The sequence below is a fragment of the Actinophytocola sediminis genome (genome assembly GCF_054779715.1).
Genome location: NZ_BAAGXS010000032.1, coordinates 1 through 18,783, shown reverse-complemented (window position 1 = coordinate 18,783; position 18,783 = coordinate 1). Strand labels below are relative to the sequence as shown.

At 67.0% G+C, this 18,783-nt stretch carries 16 protein-coding genes and 1 pseudogene; 14 read left to right on the top strand and 3 right to left on the bottom strand.

What is annotated here, in order from left to right; all coding sequences use genetic code 11:
- The first annotated feature begins 282 nt into the window (after nucleotides 1-282).
- From cysC to ACYVIP_RS20440, 3 genes are read left to right on the top strand one after another with little or no spacing between them, the layout of a single operon-like run.
- Nucleotides 283-1,071 carry an adenylyl-sulfate kinase gene (gene cysC / locus ACYVIP_RS20450; RefSeq protein WP_460398632.1) on the top strand — a complete coding sequence of 263 codons (789 nt, stop codon included), beginning with the start codon at nucleotides 283-285 and terminating at the stop codon, nucleotides 1,069-1,071.
- Nucleotides 1,052-1,954, top strand: coding sequence for a sulfate adenylyltransferase subunit CysD (gene cysD, locus ACYVIP_RS20445; protein ID WP_460398630.1), 903 nt, complete (start codon nucleotides 1,052-1,054; stop codon nucleotides 1,952-1,954). Before cysC ends, cysD begins: the two co-directional genes overlap by 20 nt.
- On the top strand, nucleotides 1,955-3,235 hold the full coding sequence (locus tag ACYVIP_RS20440; protein ID WP_460398627.1) for a sulfate adenylyltransferase subunit 1: 1,281 nt from the start codon (nucleotides 1,955-1,957) through the stop codon (nucleotides 3,233-3,235). It begins immediately after the preceding gene.
- Between the two features lie 51 nt (nucleotides 3,236-3,286).
- Here ACYVIP_RS20440 and ACYVIP_RS20435 read toward each other — a convergent pair whose 3' ends face one another.
- Nucleotides 3,287-3,832, bottom strand: a complete 546-nt coding sequence (locus ACYVIP_RS20435; protein ID WP_460398625.1) for an MOSC domain-containing protein — start codon at nucleotides 3,830-3,832, stop codon at nucleotides 3,287-3,289.
- Between the two features lie 68 nt (nucleotides 3,833-3,900).
- Nucleotides 3,901-4,887, bottom strand: a complete 987-nt coding sequence (locus ACYVIP_RS20430) for a 2-dehydropantoate 2-reductase (RefSeq protein WP_460398623.1) — start codon at nucleotides 4,885-4,887, stop codon at nucleotides 3,901-3,903.
- A 274-nt stretch (nucleotides 4,888-5,161) separates the two neighbouring features.
- On the opposite strand from ACYVIP_RS20430, the gene ACYVIP_RS20425 reads away from it, so the two are divergent.
- From ACYVIP_RS20425 to ACYVIP_RS20385, 9 genes are all read left to right on the top strand, one after another.
- Entirely contained in the window at nucleotides 5,162-6,877 is a 1,716-nt protein-coding gene (locus tag ACYVIP_RS20425; protein WP_460398621.1) for a thiamine pyrophosphate-binding protein, read from the top strand.
- A gap of 11 nt (nucleotides 6,878-6,888) precedes the next feature.
- Nucleotides 6,889-8,118 (top strand): formyl-CoA transferase, encoded by a 1,230-nt coding sequence (frc, locus tag ACYVIP_RS20420; protein WP_460398619.1) that lies wholly within the window; start codon nucleotides 6,889-6,891, stop codon nucleotides 8,116-8,118.
- Nucleotides 8,119-8,122: 4 nt separating this feature from the next.
- Nucleotides 8,123-10,270, top strand: coding sequence for an acetate--CoA ligase family protein (locus tag ACYVIP_RS20415; RefSeq protein WP_460398617.1), 2,148 nt, complete (start codon nucleotides 8,123-8,125; stop codon nucleotides 10,268-10,270).
- Between the two features lie 227 nt (nucleotides 10,271-10,497).
- Nucleotides 10,498-11,904: an Nramp family divalent metal transporter gene (locus tag ACYVIP_RS20410; protein ID WP_460398615.1), complete on the top strand. Its 1,407-nt coding sequence runs from the start codon at nucleotides 10,498-10,500 to the stop codon at nucleotides 11,902-11,904.
- A gap of 12 nt (nucleotides 11,905-11,916) precedes the next feature.
- Nucleotides 11,917-12,567: a hypothetical protein gene (locus ACYVIP_RS20405; RefSeq protein WP_460398613.1), complete on the top strand. Its 651-nt coding sequence runs from the start codon at nucleotides 11,917-11,919 to the stop codon at nucleotides 12,565-12,567.
- A 100-nt stretch (nucleotides 12,568-12,667) separates the two neighbouring features.
- Nucleotides 12,668-13,660 carry a TerC family protein gene (locus ACYVIP_RS20400; protein ID WP_460398611.1) on the top strand — a complete coding sequence of 331 codons (993 nt, stop codon included), beginning with the start codon at nucleotides 12,668-12,670 and terminating at the stop codon, nucleotides 13,658-13,660.
- Between the two features lie 251 nt (nucleotides 13,661-13,911).
- Entirely contained in the window at nucleotides 13,912-14,658 is a 747-nt protein-coding gene (locus tag ACYVIP_RS20395) for a GntR family transcriptional regulator (RefSeq protein ID WP_460398609.1), read from the top strand.
- Between the two features lie 103 nt (nucleotides 14,659-14,761).
- On the top strand, nucleotides 14,762-14,929 hold the full coding sequence (locus ACYVIP_RS20390; RefSeq protein ID WP_460398607.1) for a hypothetical protein: 168 nt from the start codon (nucleotides 14,762-14,764) through the stop codon (nucleotides 14,927-14,929).
- A 137-nt stretch (nucleotides 14,930-15,066) separates the two neighbouring features.
- Entirely contained in the window at nucleotides 15,067-16,017 is a 951-nt protein-coding gene (locus ACYVIP_RS20385) for an ABC transporter substrate-binding protein (protein ID WP_460398605.1), read from the top strand.
- Here ACYVIP_RS20385 and ACYVIP_RS20380 read toward each other — a convergent pair whose 3' ends face one another.
- Nucleotides 16,018-17,361, bottom strand: a complete 1,344-nt coding sequence (locus ACYVIP_RS20380; protein WP_460398601.1) for an MFS transporter — start codon at nucleotides 17,359-17,361, stop codon at nucleotides 16,018-16,020.
- A gap of 100 nt (nucleotides 17,362-17,461) precedes the next feature.
- On the opposite strand from ACYVIP_RS20380, the gene ACYVIP_RS20375 reads away from it, so the two are divergent.
- Together ACYVIP_RS20375 and ACYVIP_RS20370 are read left to right on the top strand one after the other, a co-directional pair.
- Entirely contained in the window at nucleotides 17,462-18,526 is a 1,065-nt protein-coding gene (locus tag ACYVIP_RS20375) for a succinate--CoA ligase subunit beta (RefSeq protein ID WP_460398599.1), read from the top strand.
- A 1-nt stretch (nucleotide 18,527) separates the two neighbouring features.
- A pseudogene (locus tag ACYVIP_RS20370) lies at nucleotides 18,528-18,783 on the top strand (succinate--CoA ligase subunit alpha); the annotation flags it as partial.

Here is an 18,783-nt window from a genome sequence, read left to right as displayed (position 1 = left end):
CCCCAGGAGCGGGGCCTATAAGATCACCGGACGCCGAGTCTCCTATACCGCCAAAAGGGTGAATGTATTCGAGGTCCCCAGCGCCCACTAAGGCAATAATAAAGGGAAATATAGGTGACCACATTTCCTCGTGATCGACGGAGTGTGAGCGGAATCGTGGTTACCTCAGCGGAGGGTAGTAGGCTCTCTGTGTTAACACGTTTTTTTCGCTACATCCGGTTTTCCCAGCTCAGGTGTCAATGTGACAAGGGTTCGCGGTATGTCCGGACTAAGGGTGCACCGGTGCTCCTGGCAGCATTTCCGCTGCTCATCATTGTGCTGCGTGGTGATCTTCTGGATGGTGGTGGCAGCGCTCGCGTCAGAGAGCTCGCCCGAGGGGTCATCCTGAAGGGTGGACAGGTCTTGACACCCTGCTCTAGCCTGGCGCAGCAGATGCTGAAAGTTGCGTATCTGCGGGTAGTCCACGTTGGGAAGATCCATTTTATGATGCCCTCGGTCCGACAAGTGAAGGAGGTCGCGTTGGGGGGCACGGTCTGGTTGACTGGATTGCCGAGTTCTGGTAAGTCCACGCTCGCCGCAGGGCTGGCGGAAAGGCTTTCCAAGAGCCGGTCGGTTGAAGTGCTCGACGGGGATGTGATCCGTCGGAACCTTTTTCCTGAGCTTGGTTTCAGTAAGGATGACCGCACCGAGAATGTCCGCCGTACTGGCGTTATCGCTCGAATGCTCGCCAGTCATGGGGCGTTTGTCATCACGCCTGTAATCGCACCGTATCGAGCTGCTCGGGAAGCGGTCAGAAAAGAACACGGAGACCATGGTCTCCTCTATGTCGAAATCTTCGTCGACGCGGCTCCGGAGATATGCGCGGAACGCGATGTCAAAGGATTGTATGCGCGGGCGAAACGTGGCGAGATTACCGGTTTGACCGGTTTTGACGACCCCTACGAATCTCCGATACAACCCGAACTGCATCTGCGCACTGATCAACTCTCGGTGTCGGAGTGCCTGCACCGAATGATCCAGCTCGTTGAGACTATCGCCAGTCGGAGGGCGGATGGCCACGACCACGCGTGACATCGCCGACCAGTTGGAGTCCGAGGCGATTCACATCTTCCGCGAGGTGGCGGGAGAGTTCGACCGGCCGGTGATCCTGTTTTCCGGTGGTAAGGACTCCACCCTGTTGCTGCATCTGGCGGTCAAGGCGTTCTGGCCCGCTCCAGTGCCGTTCCCCCTGTTGCACGTGGACACTGGTCACAACTTCGACGAGGTGATCGAGTTCCGGGACGCCGCGATGGCGAGGTACGGGTTGCGGTTGGAGATCGCGAGGGTGCAGGACTATCTGGACGACGGCCGGTTGGCCGAGCGTCCAGATGGGCTGCGGAACCCGTTGCAGACGGTGCCGTTGCTGGACACGATCACCGCGCACAGGTTCGATGCCGTCTTCGGTGGCGGGCGCCGCGACGAGGAGCGGGCGCGGGCGAAGGAACGAATTTTCAGCCTGCGCAACACCTTCGGCCAGTGGGAGCCCAAGCGGCAACGACCGGAGTTGTGGAACCTGTACAACGGGAAGCACCGGGTGAACGAGCACGTACGGGTGTTCCCGTTGTCCAACTGGACCGAGTTGGACGTCTGGCGCTACATCGCCCGCGAGCGGATCGAACTGCCGTCGATCTACTACGCCCACCGGCGTGATGTGTACCTGCGCGACGGCATGTGGCTCACGGAAGGCCCGTGGGGAGGTCCACGCGCGGGTGAACAGCTGCTCTCGAAGACGGTGCGGTACCGCACCGTCGGTGACGGCTCCTGTACCGGGGCGGTCGAATCGGAGGCGGCCGACATCGAGACTGTCATCGCTGAGGTGGCGGCGTCGCGACTGACCGAGCGTGGGGCGACGCGGGCCGATGACCGGATGTCCGAGGCCGCCATGGAGGACCGCAAGCGGGAGGGCTACTTCTAGATGAGTGACCTGTTGAGGCTCGCGACAGCGGGCAGTGTGGACGACGGGAAGTCCACCCTCGTCGGACGCTTGTTGTATGACACCAAGTCGGTTCTCGCGGATACGTTGGACGCGGTGCATCGGGCGAGTGCGGAGCGTGGGTCGGCGACGCCCGACCTGTCGTTGTTGGTGGATGGGTTACGGTCGGAGCGGGAGCAGGGCATCACGATTGATGTCGCGTACCGATACTTCGCGACTCCGAAGCGTTCGTTCGTGTTGGCGGACACTCCGGGGCATGTGCAGTACACCCGCAATACGGTGACCGGGGCGTCCACCGCGCAACTCGGGGTGGTGTTGGTGGACGCGCGCAAGGGTGTGGTGGAACAGACCCGCAGGCACGCGGCGGTGCTTGCCCTGCTCGGCGTCTCCCAACTCGTGGTGGCCGTCAACAAGATCGACTTGGTCGACTACGACGAGGCCACGTTCATCCGTATCGCCAAGGAGTTCACCGCCCACACCATCGCGCTCGGCTATGCGGCGGCCGCCGTGACCGAGATTCCGGTGTCCGCTCTCGTCGGTGACAACGTCGTGGAGCGCTCGGTCCGCACGCCGTGGTTCACCGGCCCGACCTTGTTGGAGCACCTGGAAACCGTGCCCGTCGAGCCGGACCCGCACGACGCGCCGTTCCGCTTTCCGGTGCAGCACGTGATTCGGCCCCGCACGCCCGAGTATCCCGACTACCGAGGCTACGCTGGCCAGATCGCGGCGGGCATCGTGCGGGTCGGTGACGAGATCACCGTGCTGCCCGTCGGACTGCGCAGCACGGTCGCCGGCATCGACACCGCGGACGGACCGCTCGACGAAGCCGCCTCGGGGCAATCGGTCACGCTGCTGCTCGCCGACGACCTGGACGTCTCGCGCGGCGACCTCGTCGCTGGCGATGCCAACATGCCTACGGTCACCGACGAGTTCGATGCCACCGTCTGCTGGCTGTCCGACAAGGCGCTCACCCCCGGTATGCGGGTGCTGGTCAAGCACGGCACCCGCACCGTCCAGGCCATCGTCACCGAACTCCGCCACCGGTTCGACGAACAGGCGCTGTCCAGTGTGGACATGCCGGGATCGTTGCGGCTCAACGAGATCGGTCAGGTCACGGTTTGCACAGCAGAGCCGGTCGCGCTTGACGACTACTCGACAAGCCGCCGTACCGGTGCCTTCCTGATCATCGACGCGGGCGACGGCGGCACTCTCGCGGCCGGACTCGTGGGAGCCCCGCTGCCGATCGTGGCTGCCAACCGCTGACGGTTCAGCCAATCAGCCCTTTCCAGCGGTGGTCACCGCCGTGCGCCGCACTCATACCCGCGCGAGCGGGAAGTGCGGAAGGGGAGGTGGGGCGACCTCGACCCGGTCACCAGGGCGCACCTGCCCTGAGCGGGACACGATGCCCATCACGCCGGCCAGCCGCTCGGCGACGCCGGCCTCGGTGGTGCGGACGACCTGTTTGAGCAGGCCGGCCCGGAACGCGTTGATCTGTAGGCAGGGGTTGCGCAGCCCGGTCACCGTGATCACCGCGTCGCCGATGGTCAGCCGGGTGCCGACCGGTAGCGCGAGCAGGTCCAGGTGCCGGGTGGTGACGTTCTCGCCGAGATCGCCTGGCAACACCGTGAACCCCGCGTCGGCGAGCAGGTCGAACAGCTCCACCTGGATCAGGTGTACCTGGCGCAGGTTGGGCTGGGACGGATCGGCGGCCACCCGCGACCGGTGCTGGACGGTGGCGCCGTAGTGCGCGTCGCCGTGGACGCCGAGACCCTCGTGCAGGGTGATCGACGACCGGGCCTCCTTGCTGAAGGTGTGGTCCACGCTCGCGTGGACGGCCAGCACCACCGGATTCTCCGCCATACCGCCATTATCCGGGCGCGTGCCCCGGCGGGGGCCCGCCGGGGCACACGCCCGGTCGTGCATCGGGATCAACCGCTGGGCGGTGGTTTCTCGACCTGTTCGTTGAGCAGGTCGGCCAGTGCGCTGACCACGCGCACCGTCGGCGCCTCGGCGCCGGTCAGATCGGCCAGCTCGACCACCGCCTTGAGGATCACGTCCAGCTCGAGCGGCTTGCCCTTCTCCAGGTCCTGGAGGGTGGAGGTCTTGTGCTCGCCCGCCCGTTCGGCGCCGGCCAGGCGCCGTTCGATGGAGATCTCCGGATGGGCGTCGAGTCTGGCCGCGACGTCCAGGGTCTCCCGCATCATCTGGATCACCAGCTCGCGGGTGCTCAGGTGCCGGCAGATGCCGGCCATCGTCGCCCTGGTCAGCGCGCTGATCGGGTTGAAGGCGATGTTGCCCATCAGCTTGAGCCAGATGTCCTTGCGGAGGTCCGGCTCGACCGGACACTTGAGGCCGCCGGCGACCATCGCCTCCGCGAACTCCGTGCATCTGGTGGAGATCTCGCCGCTCGGCTCGCCGATGGAGAACCGCGTGCCCTCGAGGTGGCGGATCACGCCGGGGGAGGCGATCTCGGTGGCCGCGTAGACCACGCAGCCGATCGCGCGCTCCACCGGCAGCGCGGCGGACACCGCGCCGTCGGGGTCGACGCTGTCGATGCGGTGCCCGGCGAACCTGCCGGGCACGCCGTGGAAGTACCACCAGGGAATGCCGTTCTGTGCCGCGATGATCGTGGTGCCGTCGTGCAGCAACGGCTTGATCATCGGACCGGCCTCGGCGTACCGGTTGGCTTTCAGGCCAAGGAAGATGTGGTCGACCGGTCCTACCTCGGTCGGGTCGTCGGTCGCGTGTGGACTGGCCGTGAAGTCGCCGCGCGGGCTCAGCACCCGCACGCCGGCATCACGGATCTTCTCCAGATGGGGTCCTCTGGCTATGAGATGCACCTCGGCTCCCGCCCGGTGCAACGCGGCACCGACGTAAGCGCCGATGGCGCCGGCCCCAAGAACAGCAACTTTCACCGCGTAAGCTCCGTTCTTGTGTTCATTTGGTATGCAGCATACAGTATGAGATGTTGCGGCAAACGAGAAGAGATGAGCACAGAACTGCTGGTCAACAGGCATGCGGCACCCTCGGGGTGACCTGTGCGAGACCGGCGCGGACGGGATCAGACAACACCTTCGACAGGCGCGGATGACAAAACGTAGACCGGGACGCTGGCCGTCATTAGAGTCATACGGTATGCAGTATGCGCCACCTCTCACCCACGGCTGACATGAGGAGATGACAAGTCACATGGCTTCAACGGTCCGGGAGACGCCGGGCGGCGACGGTCAGGAGAACCCGGAGATGATCTCCGGCGGTCATCTGGTGGCCAAAGCGCTCAAGGCAGAAGGCGTGGATGTGATCTTCACGCTCTGCGGCGGGCACATCATCGACATCTACGACGGTTGTGTCGACGAGGGCATCGACGTGATCGACGTACGCCACGAACAGGTCGCGGCGCACGCGGCGGACGGCTACGCGCGGGTGACCGGCAAGCCGGGCTGCGCGGTGGTCACCGCGGGCCCCGGCACCACCGACGCGGTCACCGGCGTGGCCAACGCGCTGCGGGCGGAGAGCCCGATGCTGCTGATCGGCGGTCAGGGCGCGCTCAGTCAGCACAAGATGGGCTCCCTGCAGGACCTGCCGCACGTGGACATGATGACCCCGATCACCAAGTTCGCCGCGACGGTGCCGAGCACCGAGCGGGCGGCCGACCTGGTGTCGATGGCCTTCCGCGAGTGCTTCCACGGGGCGCCGGGACCCTCCTTCCTGGAGATCCCGCGCGACGTGCTGGACGCCAAGGTCCCGGTGGACAAGGCCCGCATCCCGAAGTCGGGTGCCTATCGGGCGTCCACCAAGTCCGCCGGGGATCCGGCGGCCATCGAGCGGCTGGCCGACCTGGTCGTCGGCGCGGAGAAGCCGTGCGTGCTGCTCGGCAGCCAGGTCTGGACCACCCGGGGCACCGACGCGGCGACCGAGTTCGTCCGCGCGCTCAACGTGCCGGCGTTCATGAACGGCTCCGGTCGCGGCACCCTGCCCCCCGGCGACCCGCACCACCTGCAGCTGGCCCGCCGCTACGCGTTCCAGAACGCCGACCTGATCATCATCGTCGGCACCCCGTTCGACTTCCGGATGGGTTACGGCAAGCGGCTTTCCCAGCAGGCCACCGTGGTCCAGGTGGACCTGGACTACCGCACCGTCGGCAAGAACCGGGACATCGACCTCGGCATCGTCGGTGACGCCGGCGCGGTGCTGGCCGCGGTCACCCAGGCCGCCTCCGGCCGGACCGACAACGGCGCGGTCGGCCGCAAGTCGTGGCTGGAGGAGCTGCGCGCGGTGGAGACCCAGGCCTTCGAGAAGCGCCTGCCCCGCCAGCTGTCCGACACCTCGCCGATCGACCCGTACCGCCTGGTGCACGAGATCAACGAGTTCCTCACCGAGGACTCCATCTACATCGGCGACGGCGGCGACATCGTCACCTTCTCCGGTCAGGTCGTGCAGCCGAAGTCGCCAGGTCACTGGATGGACCCGGGTCCACTCGGGACACTCGGGGTCGGCGTGCCGTTCGTGATGGCGGCCAAGTACGCCAGGCCGGACAAGGAGGTCGTCGCCCTGTTCGGGGACGGCGCCTTCAGTCTCACCGGGTTCGACTTCGAGACCCTGGTCCGGTTCAACATGCCGTTCGTCGGCATCGTCGGCAACAACTCGTCGATGAACCAGATCCGCTACGGCCAGATCCAGAAGTACGGCGCCGACCGCGGCCGCGTCGGCAACACCCTCGGCGACGTCCGCTACGACGAGTTCGCCCGGCTGCTCGGCGGGTACGGCGAGGAGGTCCGCGATCCCAAGGACATCCGGCCTGCGCTGGAGCGGGCGCGCGACAGTGGGCTGCCGTCGCTGATCAACGTCTGGGTCGACCCCGAGGTCTACGCGCCGGGGACGATGAACCAGACCATGTACAAGTAAAGGGGCTTGGCATGCGCAAGGCACTCGAGGGTGTTCGGGTCCTCGACATGACGCACGTCCAAAGTGGACCTTCCTGCACGCAGATCCTGGCGTGGCTCGGGGCGGACGTGGTCAAGATCGAGGCGCCGAGCGGTGACATCACGCGCAAGCAGCTGCGCGATCTGCCCGATGTGGACAGTCTGTATTTCACGATGCTGAACTGCAACAAGCGCAGCATCACGCTCAACATGAAGTCGGCGAAGGGCAAGGAGCTGTTCACCGAGATGGTGAAGGGCTTCGACATCCTCGCGGAGAACTTCGGCCCCGGCGCGATCGACCGGATGGGCTTCTCCTGGGAGAAGCTCCAGGAGATCAACCCGAAGCTGATCTACGCCTCGATCAAGGGGTTCGGCGAAGGCCCGTACACCCACTTCAAGGCATACGAGGTGGTCGCCCAGGCGATGGGCGGCTCGATGTCCACCACCGGTTTCGAGGACGGGCCGCCGCTGGCGACCGGTTCGCAGATCGGCGACTCCGGCACCGGCATGCACACCGTGGCCGGCATCCTGGCCGCGCTCTACCAGCGCGAGCACACCGGCCGGGGCCAGCGGGTCACCGTCGCCATGCAGCACGCGGTGCTCAACCTGTGCCGGGTGAAGCTGCGCGACCAGCAGCGGCTCGCGCACGGCCCCCTCAACGAGTACCCGAACAAGGAGTTCGGCGAGGCGGTGCCCCGCTCTGGCAACGCCTCCGGCGGCGGCCAGCCTGGCTGGGCGGTCCGGTGCGCGCCGGGTGGCCCGAACGACTGGATCTACGTGATCGTGCAGCCGGTCGGCTGGGAGCCGATCGCGAAGCTGATCGGCCGCCCGGAGCTGATCGACGACCCGGAGTGGGCGACCCCGGACGCCAGGCTGAACAAGCTGGACAAGATGTTCCAGCTGATCGAGGACTGGACGACCAACCACGGCAAGTGGGACGTGCTCGCGACGCTGAACGAGCACAACATCCCGTGCGGGCCGATCCTGTCCACTCAGGAGATCATCGAGGACGAGTCGTTGGCGGACAACGGGATCGTCGTCAAGGTGGATCACCCTGAGCGCGGCGAGTTCACCACGGTCGGGATGCCGATCAAGCTGTCCGACTCGCCGGCGGACATCCAGCGCTCCCCGCTTCTCGGCGAGCACAACAACGAAATCTACGGCACTGAGCTCGGTGTGTCCGAACAGGAGCTGTCCGAGCTCAAGGCGAATGGAGTGATCTGAGCCAATGTCCGAAGTAGACAAGGCGGCCGTCCGCGAGGTCCTGGACAGCGTCCGGGCCGAAGGTCGGGACTCGCTCACCGCCCCCGAGGGCAAGCGGGTCTGCGACGCGTACGGTATCCCGACCCCACGAGAGGGTCTCGCCACGACGGCGGACGAGGCGGCGAAGCTCGCCGAGGAGATCGGCAAACCGGTCGCGGCCAAGATCGTGTCGCCGGACATCCTGCACAAGACCGAGGCGGGCGGCGTCGTCATCGGTGTGGACGGCGCGGACGCCGCGCGGGCCGCGTTCGCCGAGATCATCGCGAATGCCAAGGCCTACAAGGAAGACGCGACGATCGCCGGGGTGCAGATCCAGGAGATGGTCGGCGCTGGCGGCACCGAGGTCATCGTCGGCGCGACCACCGACGGCACGTTCGGCAAGATCGTCGCGTTCGGTCTCGGCGGCGTGCTGGTCGAGGTGCTCAAGGACGTGACCTTCCGGCTGGCGCCGGTCGACCAGGCGGAGGCCAGGTCGATGGTCACCGGGATCAAGGCGGCCGAGGTGCTCCAGGGTGCCCGCGGCGCCGTGCCGGCCGACCTGGACGCGTTGGCCGGGGTGATCAGGCTGGTGTCCCAGTTGGTCACCGACTTCCCGGAGATCAGTGAGTTCGACCTCAACCCGGTGTTCGCCTCGGCGAGCGGCGCGGTCGCGGCCGACGTGCGGATCCTGCTGGAGACCGAGGCGCGCTCGGAGCCGGTGCGCTACGGCCAGGAGGAGATCCTCCAGGCGATGAACACCATGATGAACCCCCGCTCGGTGGCGGTCATCGGGGCGTCCGACCAGGTTGGCAAGATCGGCAACTCGGTGATGAAGAACCTGATCAACGGCGGGTTCGCGGGCGAGATCTATCCGATCAACCCCAAGGCCGACCAGATCATGGGCCGCACGGCGTACAAGTCGGTCGGCGACGTGCCGGGCGAGGTGGACGTCGCGGTGTTCGCGGTGCCGGCGAAGTTCGTGCCGGCGGCGCTCACCGAATGCGGCGAGAAGGGGGTCACCGCGGCGGTGATGATCCCGTCCGGGTTCGCCGAGACCGGCAACCAGGAGCTGCAGGACGAGGTCGTGGAAATCGCCAACAGGTACAAGGTGCGGATGCTCGGGCCGAACATCTACGGCTACTACTACACCCCGCAGAACCTGTGCGCGACGTTCTGCACGCCATACGACGTGCGCGGCGGCGTGGCGCTGACCTCCCAGTCCGGCGGCATCGGGATGGCCATTCTCGGCTTCGCCCGCACCACGAAGATGGGGGTCTCGGCGATCGTCGGGCTCGGCAACAAGTCCGATGTGGACGAAGACGATCTGCTGACGTTCTTCGAGCAGGACGACAACACCCAGTGCGTCGCCATGCACCTGGAGGACCTCAAGGACGGTCGTGCGTTCGTGGAAGCCGCGCAACGCATGACGAAGAAGAAGCCGGTTGTCGTGCTCAAGGCGGGCAGGACCGCTCTCGGTGCGCGGGCGGCCAGCTCGCACACCGGGGCGCTGGCCGGCGACGACAAGGTGTACGACGACATTCTCCGCCAGGCGGGCGTGGTTCGGGCGCCAGGGCTGAACGAGATGCTGGAGTACGCGCGGGGTCTGCCGCTGTTGCCGACCCCCAAGGGCGAGAACGTCGTCATCATCACCGGCGCAGGCGGTTCCGGAGTGCTGTTGTCCGACGCCTGCGTCGCGGAAGGACTGTCCCTTATGGACATTCCGCCCGACCTCGACGAGTCGTTCCGCGCGTTCATCCCGCCGTTCGGGGCGGCGGGCAACCCGATCGACATCACCGGCGGCGAGCCACCTTCGACGTACGAGGCGACCATCCGTCTCGGCCTGGAGGACCCGCGCATCCACGCGCTGATCCTCGGTTACTGGCACACGATCGTCACGCCGCCGATGGTGTTCGCCGAGCTGACCGCCAAGGTGCTCGCCGAGGCGCGTGCCAAGGGGATCGACAAGCCAGTGGTGGCGTCGTTGGCCGGTGACACCGAGGTCGAGCAGGCGTGTGACTACCTGTTCGAGCACCGGGTGATCGCATATCCCTACACCACCGAGCGACCAGTGGCGGTCCTCGGTGCCAAGTACCGGTGGGCGCGGGCCGCCGGCCTGGTCGGCGAGGGCAGCTAGTCAGGTCCTCGGTTGCGGCATCGACGCCGCTGACCATTCTTCGCAAACGGGGGTGGCCGCCGGGCGGAAATCGGCGGCCACCCGCAGGGGTCGACAGGCAGGCAGGCGGTAGTACACCGAACACTGGAGGTCCAATGGTGGATTCTCACAACCCTCCTGTCGCCGGCAGTGGCGAAGCCACTGTCGACGGGGAGGAACGGGTATGGCGAGCCGGGGGGCTCGACCCGATGCCCATTCGCCCGCTACCAGACGCGCCACCGTCCATTCACCTGCTCGGCCCGACCGTGTTCCTGGTCGCGCTGGGCGTCGGTATGGGCGAGTCCTACATGTGGCCGCGCCTGGTGCTGGTCTTCGGACCCGAGATTCGCTGGCTGTTCCTGATCGGCGTCACCCTGCAGGCCGTGGTGATGCTGGAGATGGCCAGGTACGCGATGGCGACGGGGGAGAGCATCTTCTCCGGCGCGGCACGTGTTTTCAAACCCCTGATGTGGTTCTTCTTCGTCACGGCCATTCTCGTCTATATCTGGCCGGGGCACCTGTCGGCGGGTGCGGCGGCGTTCGAGGAGATAACGGGTATTCCGTGGGTCGTGACCGCCTGCGTTGCCCTGATCCTGGTCGGGATTCTGTTCAGCCTGGCCAGTGTCATCTACGACCTGCTGGAGAACGTGCTGGCCATTCTCATCGGCACGCTCGTGGTCGGCACCGCGGTGATCGCCTCCATCGTCGGCAGTTGGGAGGATCTGGGCAGCACGCTGGCCGGCATGTTCGCCTTCGGCTACCTGCCGGACGACATGTTCACCGAGGCCTGGTTCCCGGTGATCGTCGGCTCCATCGCGTTCGCCGGTCCGTCCGGCATGCAGCAGATGTGGTACACGCTCCACCTCCGGGACTCCGGCGCCGGCATGGGCTCGCACGTGCCCAAGATCCGTGGCCTGCGGTCGGCGAAGGAGGAGGAGGAGATGCCGGCCCGCGGGTTCATGTTCGACACGGAAAACCAGCAGGAGATGGAGAAGTGGCGCGGGTGGCGTAAATGGGTCACCTTCGACGCGTTGCTGTTGTTCTGGGGCATCACGATGCTCGTGACGATCTCGTTCACCGTGCTGGCCCAGGCGGCGACCAGAGAGAACCCGAACGTCAAGGAGCTGATCGAGGGCGGCGACCGGGACGCGGCGCTCTCGGCGATGTCCGACGCGTTCGCCGCGGCCGGCTCTCCGGCGCTGGGCACGTTGTTCTTCGCGTTCATCGCGTTGATCGGGTTGAACGCGACGCTCGGCCTGTTCGACTCGTTCTCCCGAGGCCAGGCGGACATGACCTACTTCCACGTGCCAGGCGCGCGCCGGTTCCGGATGTCGCATCTGTACGCCGGGTTCCTGTGGGGTGTCATCACCTTCGGCATCATGATCCTGCTGTTCGGACCCGCCGACGGACCGGCCGGCATCCTGGACATGCTGGCGTTCCTGTCCTCGTTCGCCATGGGCGCCTACTGTGTGACGTTGTTGTTGGTGAACAACAGAATGTTGCCCAAACCGATCCGGCCGAAGTGGTGGTCGAACGCGATCATCGGCTTCGGCGCGGTGTTCTACCTCGGCATGCTGTTCTACAGCCTGTTCAGGTACGGCGTGGTACTGGACTAGGGGATGACCGCGATGCGCCTCTACCGTTTGGCCGAGCTCACTCTTCCCGGGCTCGCAGTTGGGTTCATCGCCGGCGTCGTCGCCGGTGGGCTGGCCGGATTCATCGGCCAGCCCGCCGGTTGGGCGCTGGTGACGGGTCTGGCACTGGGTATCCCGCTGGCGCTGCTCGGCGCCGGCTACACGATGTTGCTCGTGCAGAACAAGGTTCGGCTCGGCGGGTTCGCCCCGGCGGCGCTCTACTGGCTGATCGGCTACCCGGCGGCCCGGCTGCTGCACGAGGTGCTCACCACGACGATTATCGGTGGGTCGCCACAGCTGCCACCCGACGTGCTCGGATTCCTTGCCTACCAGGGGATCGTGAGCGCCGGTTTCGCGATCGGCTTCCTCTGGCTGCACGAGCGGGTCGCGCCGAGGTACTGGCAGCGGATCGCCGGGCGCAACCCGATGGCCCGCGAGGTCTACCTGCGCTACGCCGAGTACGCGCGGGTGATCTTCGAGGCCAAGGAGCGCCGCAAGGCGATGCGCGACGAGGTCCGCGCGGTGCGGCGACGCGCCCGCAAGCCGTCGGCCGCCTCGTCGCCGACGGCCGACCGGCCGCCGGCGCGTCCCGGCAAGTCGTCGGTCAAGCCGCAAGGTAGGAAGGCGACCTCGACGACGCGTTGACTACGCTCGAGTAGACAAAGTCCCCGGGAGAACTCGTCGACGCGCCGTTGCTGGCGACGGCGTGTCGACGGGTCGTGCTCGCGCGGGCGAAAGGTAGCCGATGAACGTGCCCCTGTGGTTGTGGCTGGTCACCATCGTTGGGTTGACCGCCGTGATCTGTCTCGACTTCTATCTCATCTCGCGCAACCCGCGTGACCCGTCGCTGCGGGAGTGCGGCATCTGGATCGCGTGTTACGTCGGGCTCGCCGTGCTCTTCGGTCTCGGCATCCTGGTCTTCGAGGGCCCTCAGTTCGGCGGTGAGTTCTTCGCCGGCTGGATCACCGAGTACTCACTCTCGGTCGACAACCTGTTCGTGTTCGTGATCATCATGTCTTCCTTCGCGGTGCCACGAGAGTACCGGCAGAAGGTGTTGTCGATCGGGATCGTGATCGCGCTGCTGATGCGCGGCGTGTTCATCATGGTCGGGTACGAGGCGATCACCCGCTTCGACTGGCTCTTCTACGTCTTCGGCGCCTTCCTCGTCTACACCGCGTGGAAGTTGATGACCCACGACGACGACGAGGAGGAGTTCAAGGAGAACGCCATGCTGCGGGTGGCGAAGAAGTTCCTGCCCGCGACCGACAAGTACGACGGCGCCCGGATCACCACCCGGATCGACGGCCGGCGGATGGTCACCCCGATGCTGATCGTGATGGTCGCCATCGGCACCACCGACCTGCTGTTCGCGCTCGACTCGATCCCGGCGATCTTCGGCCTGACCAAGGAGCCCTACCTGGTCTTCACCGCCAACGCCTTCGCGCTGATGGGGCTGCGGCAGCTGTTCTTCCTGATCGGCGGGCTGCTGGACAAGCTGGTGTACCTGAGCATCGGGCTGTCGGTGGTGCTCGGGTTCATCGGGCTGAAGCTGATCATGGAGGCGCTGCACCACGACGGCGTCTCCTGGGCGCCGGAGATCCCGATCCTGGTGTCGCTGGGGATCATCGTCGGTACGCTGGCGCTCACCACGATCGTGAGCCTGCTGAAGGTGCGCCGGGACCGCGACCGGGAGATCGCCACCGTCAGCCAGGACGAACGCCCGGCGGAGGTCGACTGACCGAACGCCGCGCACGAACATCGGTGGACTGGGCCACACGGACCGTGGCCCAGTCCACCGATCCATGTGCGGCACTTATTCCCAGGTCGAGGGCCGAAACACCCATTCGGGGTAGTGGCTTTCGTCACGCATTGTGAAGGCGCTCACGAGAACACGTAATCGGACAGTGGATCGCTGTATGCTGTAGACAAGCGAGGATCGGTGTCCTGACAGCCGCCACGTGCTTCCACATCAACCTGATGGAGCCAACCATGCAGTCCAACGAGTTGCCGAAGGAGCTGGCGGCTCGCCGGATCGACCGGCCGGTTCCCCTGCGGGAGCACGTCTACCAGGCGATGCAGGAGCTGATCATCTCGCGCCGGCTCGCGCCGGGTCAACATCTGGTCGAGAGCGAGTTGGCCCAGATGCTGGGCGTCTCGCGCCAGCCGGTGCGTGAGGCGCTGCAGTGGTTGAACAACGAGGGTTGGGTCGACCTGCGGCCCGGCTACGGCGCCTTCGTGCACGCCCCGACCGAGGAGGAGGCCGACCAGCTGTTGGCCGTCCGCTCGTTGTTGGAGAGCGAGTCCGCGCGGCTCGCGGCGTTGCACGCGGACGCCGACGGCATCGCGCGGCTGCGCGACCTGAACCGGCAGGGCAGCGAGGCCCTGGAGAACGACGATGTGGACACCGCCGTCGCGTTGAACGCGGCCGTGCACCGCTGTGTCACGGAGTTGTCCGGCAACAAGGTGCTGCTGGACTTCGCCACCCAGGTGGACCGCCGGGTTCGCTGGTACTACACGCCGATCGCGCGGCAGCGCGGTGAGCAGTCCTGGCGGGAGCACGCCAAGCTGATCGACGCGATCGAGAGTCGCGACGCGGACGGCGCGGCCCGCATCATGCACGAGCACACCGAGCGGACGAGGAAGTCCTACCTCGAGCAGCGAGTAGCCGAGGGCGACGCCGACCAGCAGCTGATCGCGTTGCCCGCCCGCCGCCGCCGGAAGCCGTCAAAGGCCTGACGCTCGTCGCTGGCTCACCGGAGTCGTTGAGCACACGCACGCCCTGATTCGCGCTGACGCGAACGAGGGTATTTCCCGATGCCTCGAAGGAGGTGAATGAACTATGCGTAACTGGCTGAAGAAGCTCGGCTCGTTCAACGCCGACGGCCGCCCGCTCGGGCTCGGCCTCGCGGTGGCGATGGCCAAGCAGCGCGAGCTGAACACGCGCCAGGTGGAGGAGTACCTGCGCCACGACGCGGAGCAGCGTCCGGCGGTGACCACCTCGGCGTAACCCGAGGTGGGGACCGAGCCGTGGTCCGTACGGCTCGTGACATCGTCAGGGGACTGGGCAGCGGGTCCGTGCCGCCCAGTCCCCTGATCATTTCCCGTGACATTGACGTTACTGAGCGCTACCAGTACGTTCGAGTGGTGGTGCGCCAGCGGGTTATCGCGGTGATCGGTGCGCTCGGACTGGTGGTGGCCGGCTGTGGTGCCGGCGAACCCACCGGGTCCGACGGGCCGGACGAGGTGACGGTCGGCCTGATCTCCATCCTCGACGTGGCGCCGATCTACCTCGGCAAGCAGCAGGGGTTCTTCGCCGAGCGCGACATCGAGCTCACGCTCGAGCCGGCCGAGGCCGGCACCGAGACCATTCCCGCGGTGCTCAACGAGCACCAGCAGTTCGGGTTCAGCAACGTGGTCACGTTGCTGGTGGCCAGGGCGCAGGGGTTGCCGGTCACCGTGGTCAGCAACGGCATCAACTCCACCGGCGTCGTCGGTGGCGACTTCGGCTCACTGATGGTGAACGCCGACAGTCCGGTGAGGACAGTGCGGGACCTCGCCGGCCGGAAGGTCGCGGTCAACGTGTTGGAGAACGTGGTGGAGCTCGGCGTGCGGGCCTCGGCGCGGGCGGGCGGCGTCGACCCGGACGCGATCGAGTACGTGAAGCTGCCGTTCCCGGAGATGCCGGCCGCGCTGGCCGCCGGGCAGGTGGACGCGGCGTTCGTGGTGGAGCCGTTCCAGCAGGTGGTGCGTGCCCAGGGCGGTCGCGAGGTCGCCTCCAGCATGGTCGACATCGCGCCGGACCTCACCGTCGCCATGTACTTCACCGCCGAGCGGCTGGCCGCCGAGAACCCCGACCTGGTCGCCCGGTTCACCGAGGCGATGGCCGAGTCCCTCGCCTACGCCGACGCCCATCCCGACGACGCCCGCGCGATTCTGCCGTCCTACACCCAGATCCCGCCCGAGGTCATCCCCGAGCTGACCCTGCCCGAGTGGCCGGCCGAGATCAACCGGGACTCGGTGACCGCGGTCGCCGAACAGGCCGTCCGGGAAGGCATCCTGCCCACCGTCCCCGACCTGGACGCCCTCCTGCCCTGATCAGGCGGGGAGGGGGGAGGGGAGGCGGCCGGGTTGGCGGAGTTTGAGGCAGAGGATGCCTGAGGCGATGGCCAGGGCGGTGGCCAGCAGGAAGACGGTGGGGTAGCTCCAGGCGGGGACCACGATGGCGGCCAGGCCGACGCCGAGGACGCCGCCGAAGGCCTTGGCGCTGTAGACCGCGGCGTGGGTCTGGCGCGCGCCCGCGCTCTGGTCGCCGAAGAACTCGCGGGCGAGGTTGGCGAACAGCGGGTAGAACGCGCCGCCGCCGATGCCGGCCAGGACGGTCGCCAGCAGGAGCAGGACCACCGAGCCGGTGGTCGCGGCGCTGGCCAGGAACAGTTGGCCCACACCGAGAACGGCGAGCACCCAGCCGAGGGTCCTGGTGCGGCCGAGGCGTTCGGACACGCGGATCGCGAGTGCCCGGCCGGCGCCGTTGGTGCCGAGCAGCAGGCCGGTGCCGATGGCCACGGTGAACAGCGCGGCGTTCATGTCCGCGCCGAGCACGGCGAGGAACGTGATGTCGAACAGCGAGACCGCGCTGGCACAGAACAGGATCAGGTACATCAGCGGCGCGACGCCGGTGCGCATGGCCTCCCGCGGGGAGTACTGCCGCACCGCGTTCACCGGTGACCGCTTGCCGTCCAGCGCCCACTCGCGCGGGTCGACGGTCGCCGGCCACCAGTGCGCCGGCGGGTCGCGCAGGACCAGTCCGGCGCCGAGCACCACCAGGAAGACGAGTGCCGCGGTCACGTTGAGCATGCCGACCAGCGGGCCGCCGTCGGCGGTGAACAGGAACGCGATCGCGAAGGGCACCGAGCCGTAGGCGAACGCGCCGGTGGCCAGGCTGACCTTGGCCGCGGTGCGTTCCGGGTACCACTTGGCCACTGTGGACGAACAGGTGGCGTAGACCAGGCCGGCGCCGGTGCCGCTGAGCACCGAATACCCGATCAGGGCAACGAGTTCCGAGCCGTGCGCGAGCGCGAGCGGGCCGAGGGGGAGCAACACGGCCCCGGCGATCATCGCGCTGCGCGGACCGATCCGGCCGCGTTCGCGCAGGAACGCCACCGGGAACCCGGCGCAGGCCTGGAAGACGGTCCAGACGGCCAGCAGCCAGAACACGTCGACCGGCGCCCAGCCGCGCTGCACGAGCGCGGGCACGAGCGAGCCGAACCCGTACTGGAGGATGCCGATCGCGGCCATCGCCGCCCACGGCAGCCAGAGCATCCAGGCCCTGCTCCGGCCGAGCAACTCCTCGGGGGACGGGCCGACGAAGTAGCGCCTGCCGAGGAAGTCGATCGTCTCGCCCGCCGCGGCGGGTGGCGCCGGTTCGGCTGAGGTCCTCATCACTGGCCTCCAGGTTCCCTGGACAAGTTGTTCCATACTGCATACAGTCTACAACACATGGTGGCCCCGGTCACAGACCTGAATTGGAGGGATCGGGCGCGTGGACCTGTACGAGTACCAAGCGAAGGACCTGTTCGCACGACACGGTGTGCCGATCGGGCCGGGACAGCGCGTCGTCGAGGACGCCGCCGGCGCGAGCGCCGCCGCAGCCGAGTTCGGTGTGCCGGTGGTGATCAAGGCGCAGGTGAAGGTGGGTGGCCGCGGCAAGGCGGGCGGTGTGAAGCTGGCTGATGATCCGGCTGACGCTCAGGCGAAGGCGGAGAAGATTCTTGGTCTGGACATCAAGGGTCATGTGGTGCGTCGGGTGTTGGTGACCCCGGCGTCGGACATCGCCGAGGAGTATTACTTCTCGTTCTTGTTGGACCGCACGAACCGCACGTTTCTCGCGATGGCGTCGGCTNTCGTGGCGGAGGCCAGGTTCCCTGAGGCGATCGCGGAGAAGGCGGCTGCGGTGGTCGTGACGTTGTGGGAGACCTTCGTGGCTGAGGACGCCACGTTGGTTGAGGTGAACCCGTTGGTGCGGGATCCCCAGGACAATGTGATCGCGTTGGACGGCAAGGTCACGTTGGATGACAACGCGGCGTTCCGGCACCCCGCCCACGCCGAGTTGGTGGATGTGGCGGCGGAGGACCCGCTGGAGGCGGCGGCGAAGGCCAAGGACCTGAACTACGTCAAGTTGGATGGTCAGGTCGGGATCATCGGTAACGGCGCGGGTCTGGTGATGTCGACCCTGGATGTGGTGGCCTACGCGGGTGAGGCGTTCGGTGGGATGCGGCCGGCGAACTTCCTCGATATCGGGGGTGGTGCGTCGGCTGAGGTGATGGCCAATGGGTTGGAGATCATCCTGTCGGATCCGGATGTGCGGAGTGTGTTCGTCAACGTGTTCGGTGGGATCACCGCGTGCGACGCGGTCGCCAACGGCATCGTGCAGGCGTTCGACCTGCTCGGCACGGTCGACAAGCCGATCGTGGTTCGCCTGGATGGCAACAACGCCGCACTGGGGCGGCAGATCCTCGAGGACGCCGGCCTGCCCGGACTGTCCCAGATGGACTCCATGGACGGTGCGGCCACGCGGGCCGCCGAGCTTGCCGCGCAGGGGGCGTGAGATGGCGATCTTCCTCAACGAGGACAGCAGGATCATTGTTCAGGGCATGACCGGTGCCGAGGGCCGCAAGCACACCGCGCGGATGCTCGCCGCGGGATCCACCGTGGTCGGCGGGGTGACGCCCGGCAAGGGCGGCCAGACCGTCGACATCGGCGGGGAGTCCCTGCCGGTGTTCGACTCGGTGGGTGAGGCGATGGGTGCTACCGGTGCGGATGTGTCGGTGGTGTTCGTGCCGCCGAGGTTCGCGAAGGCGGCGG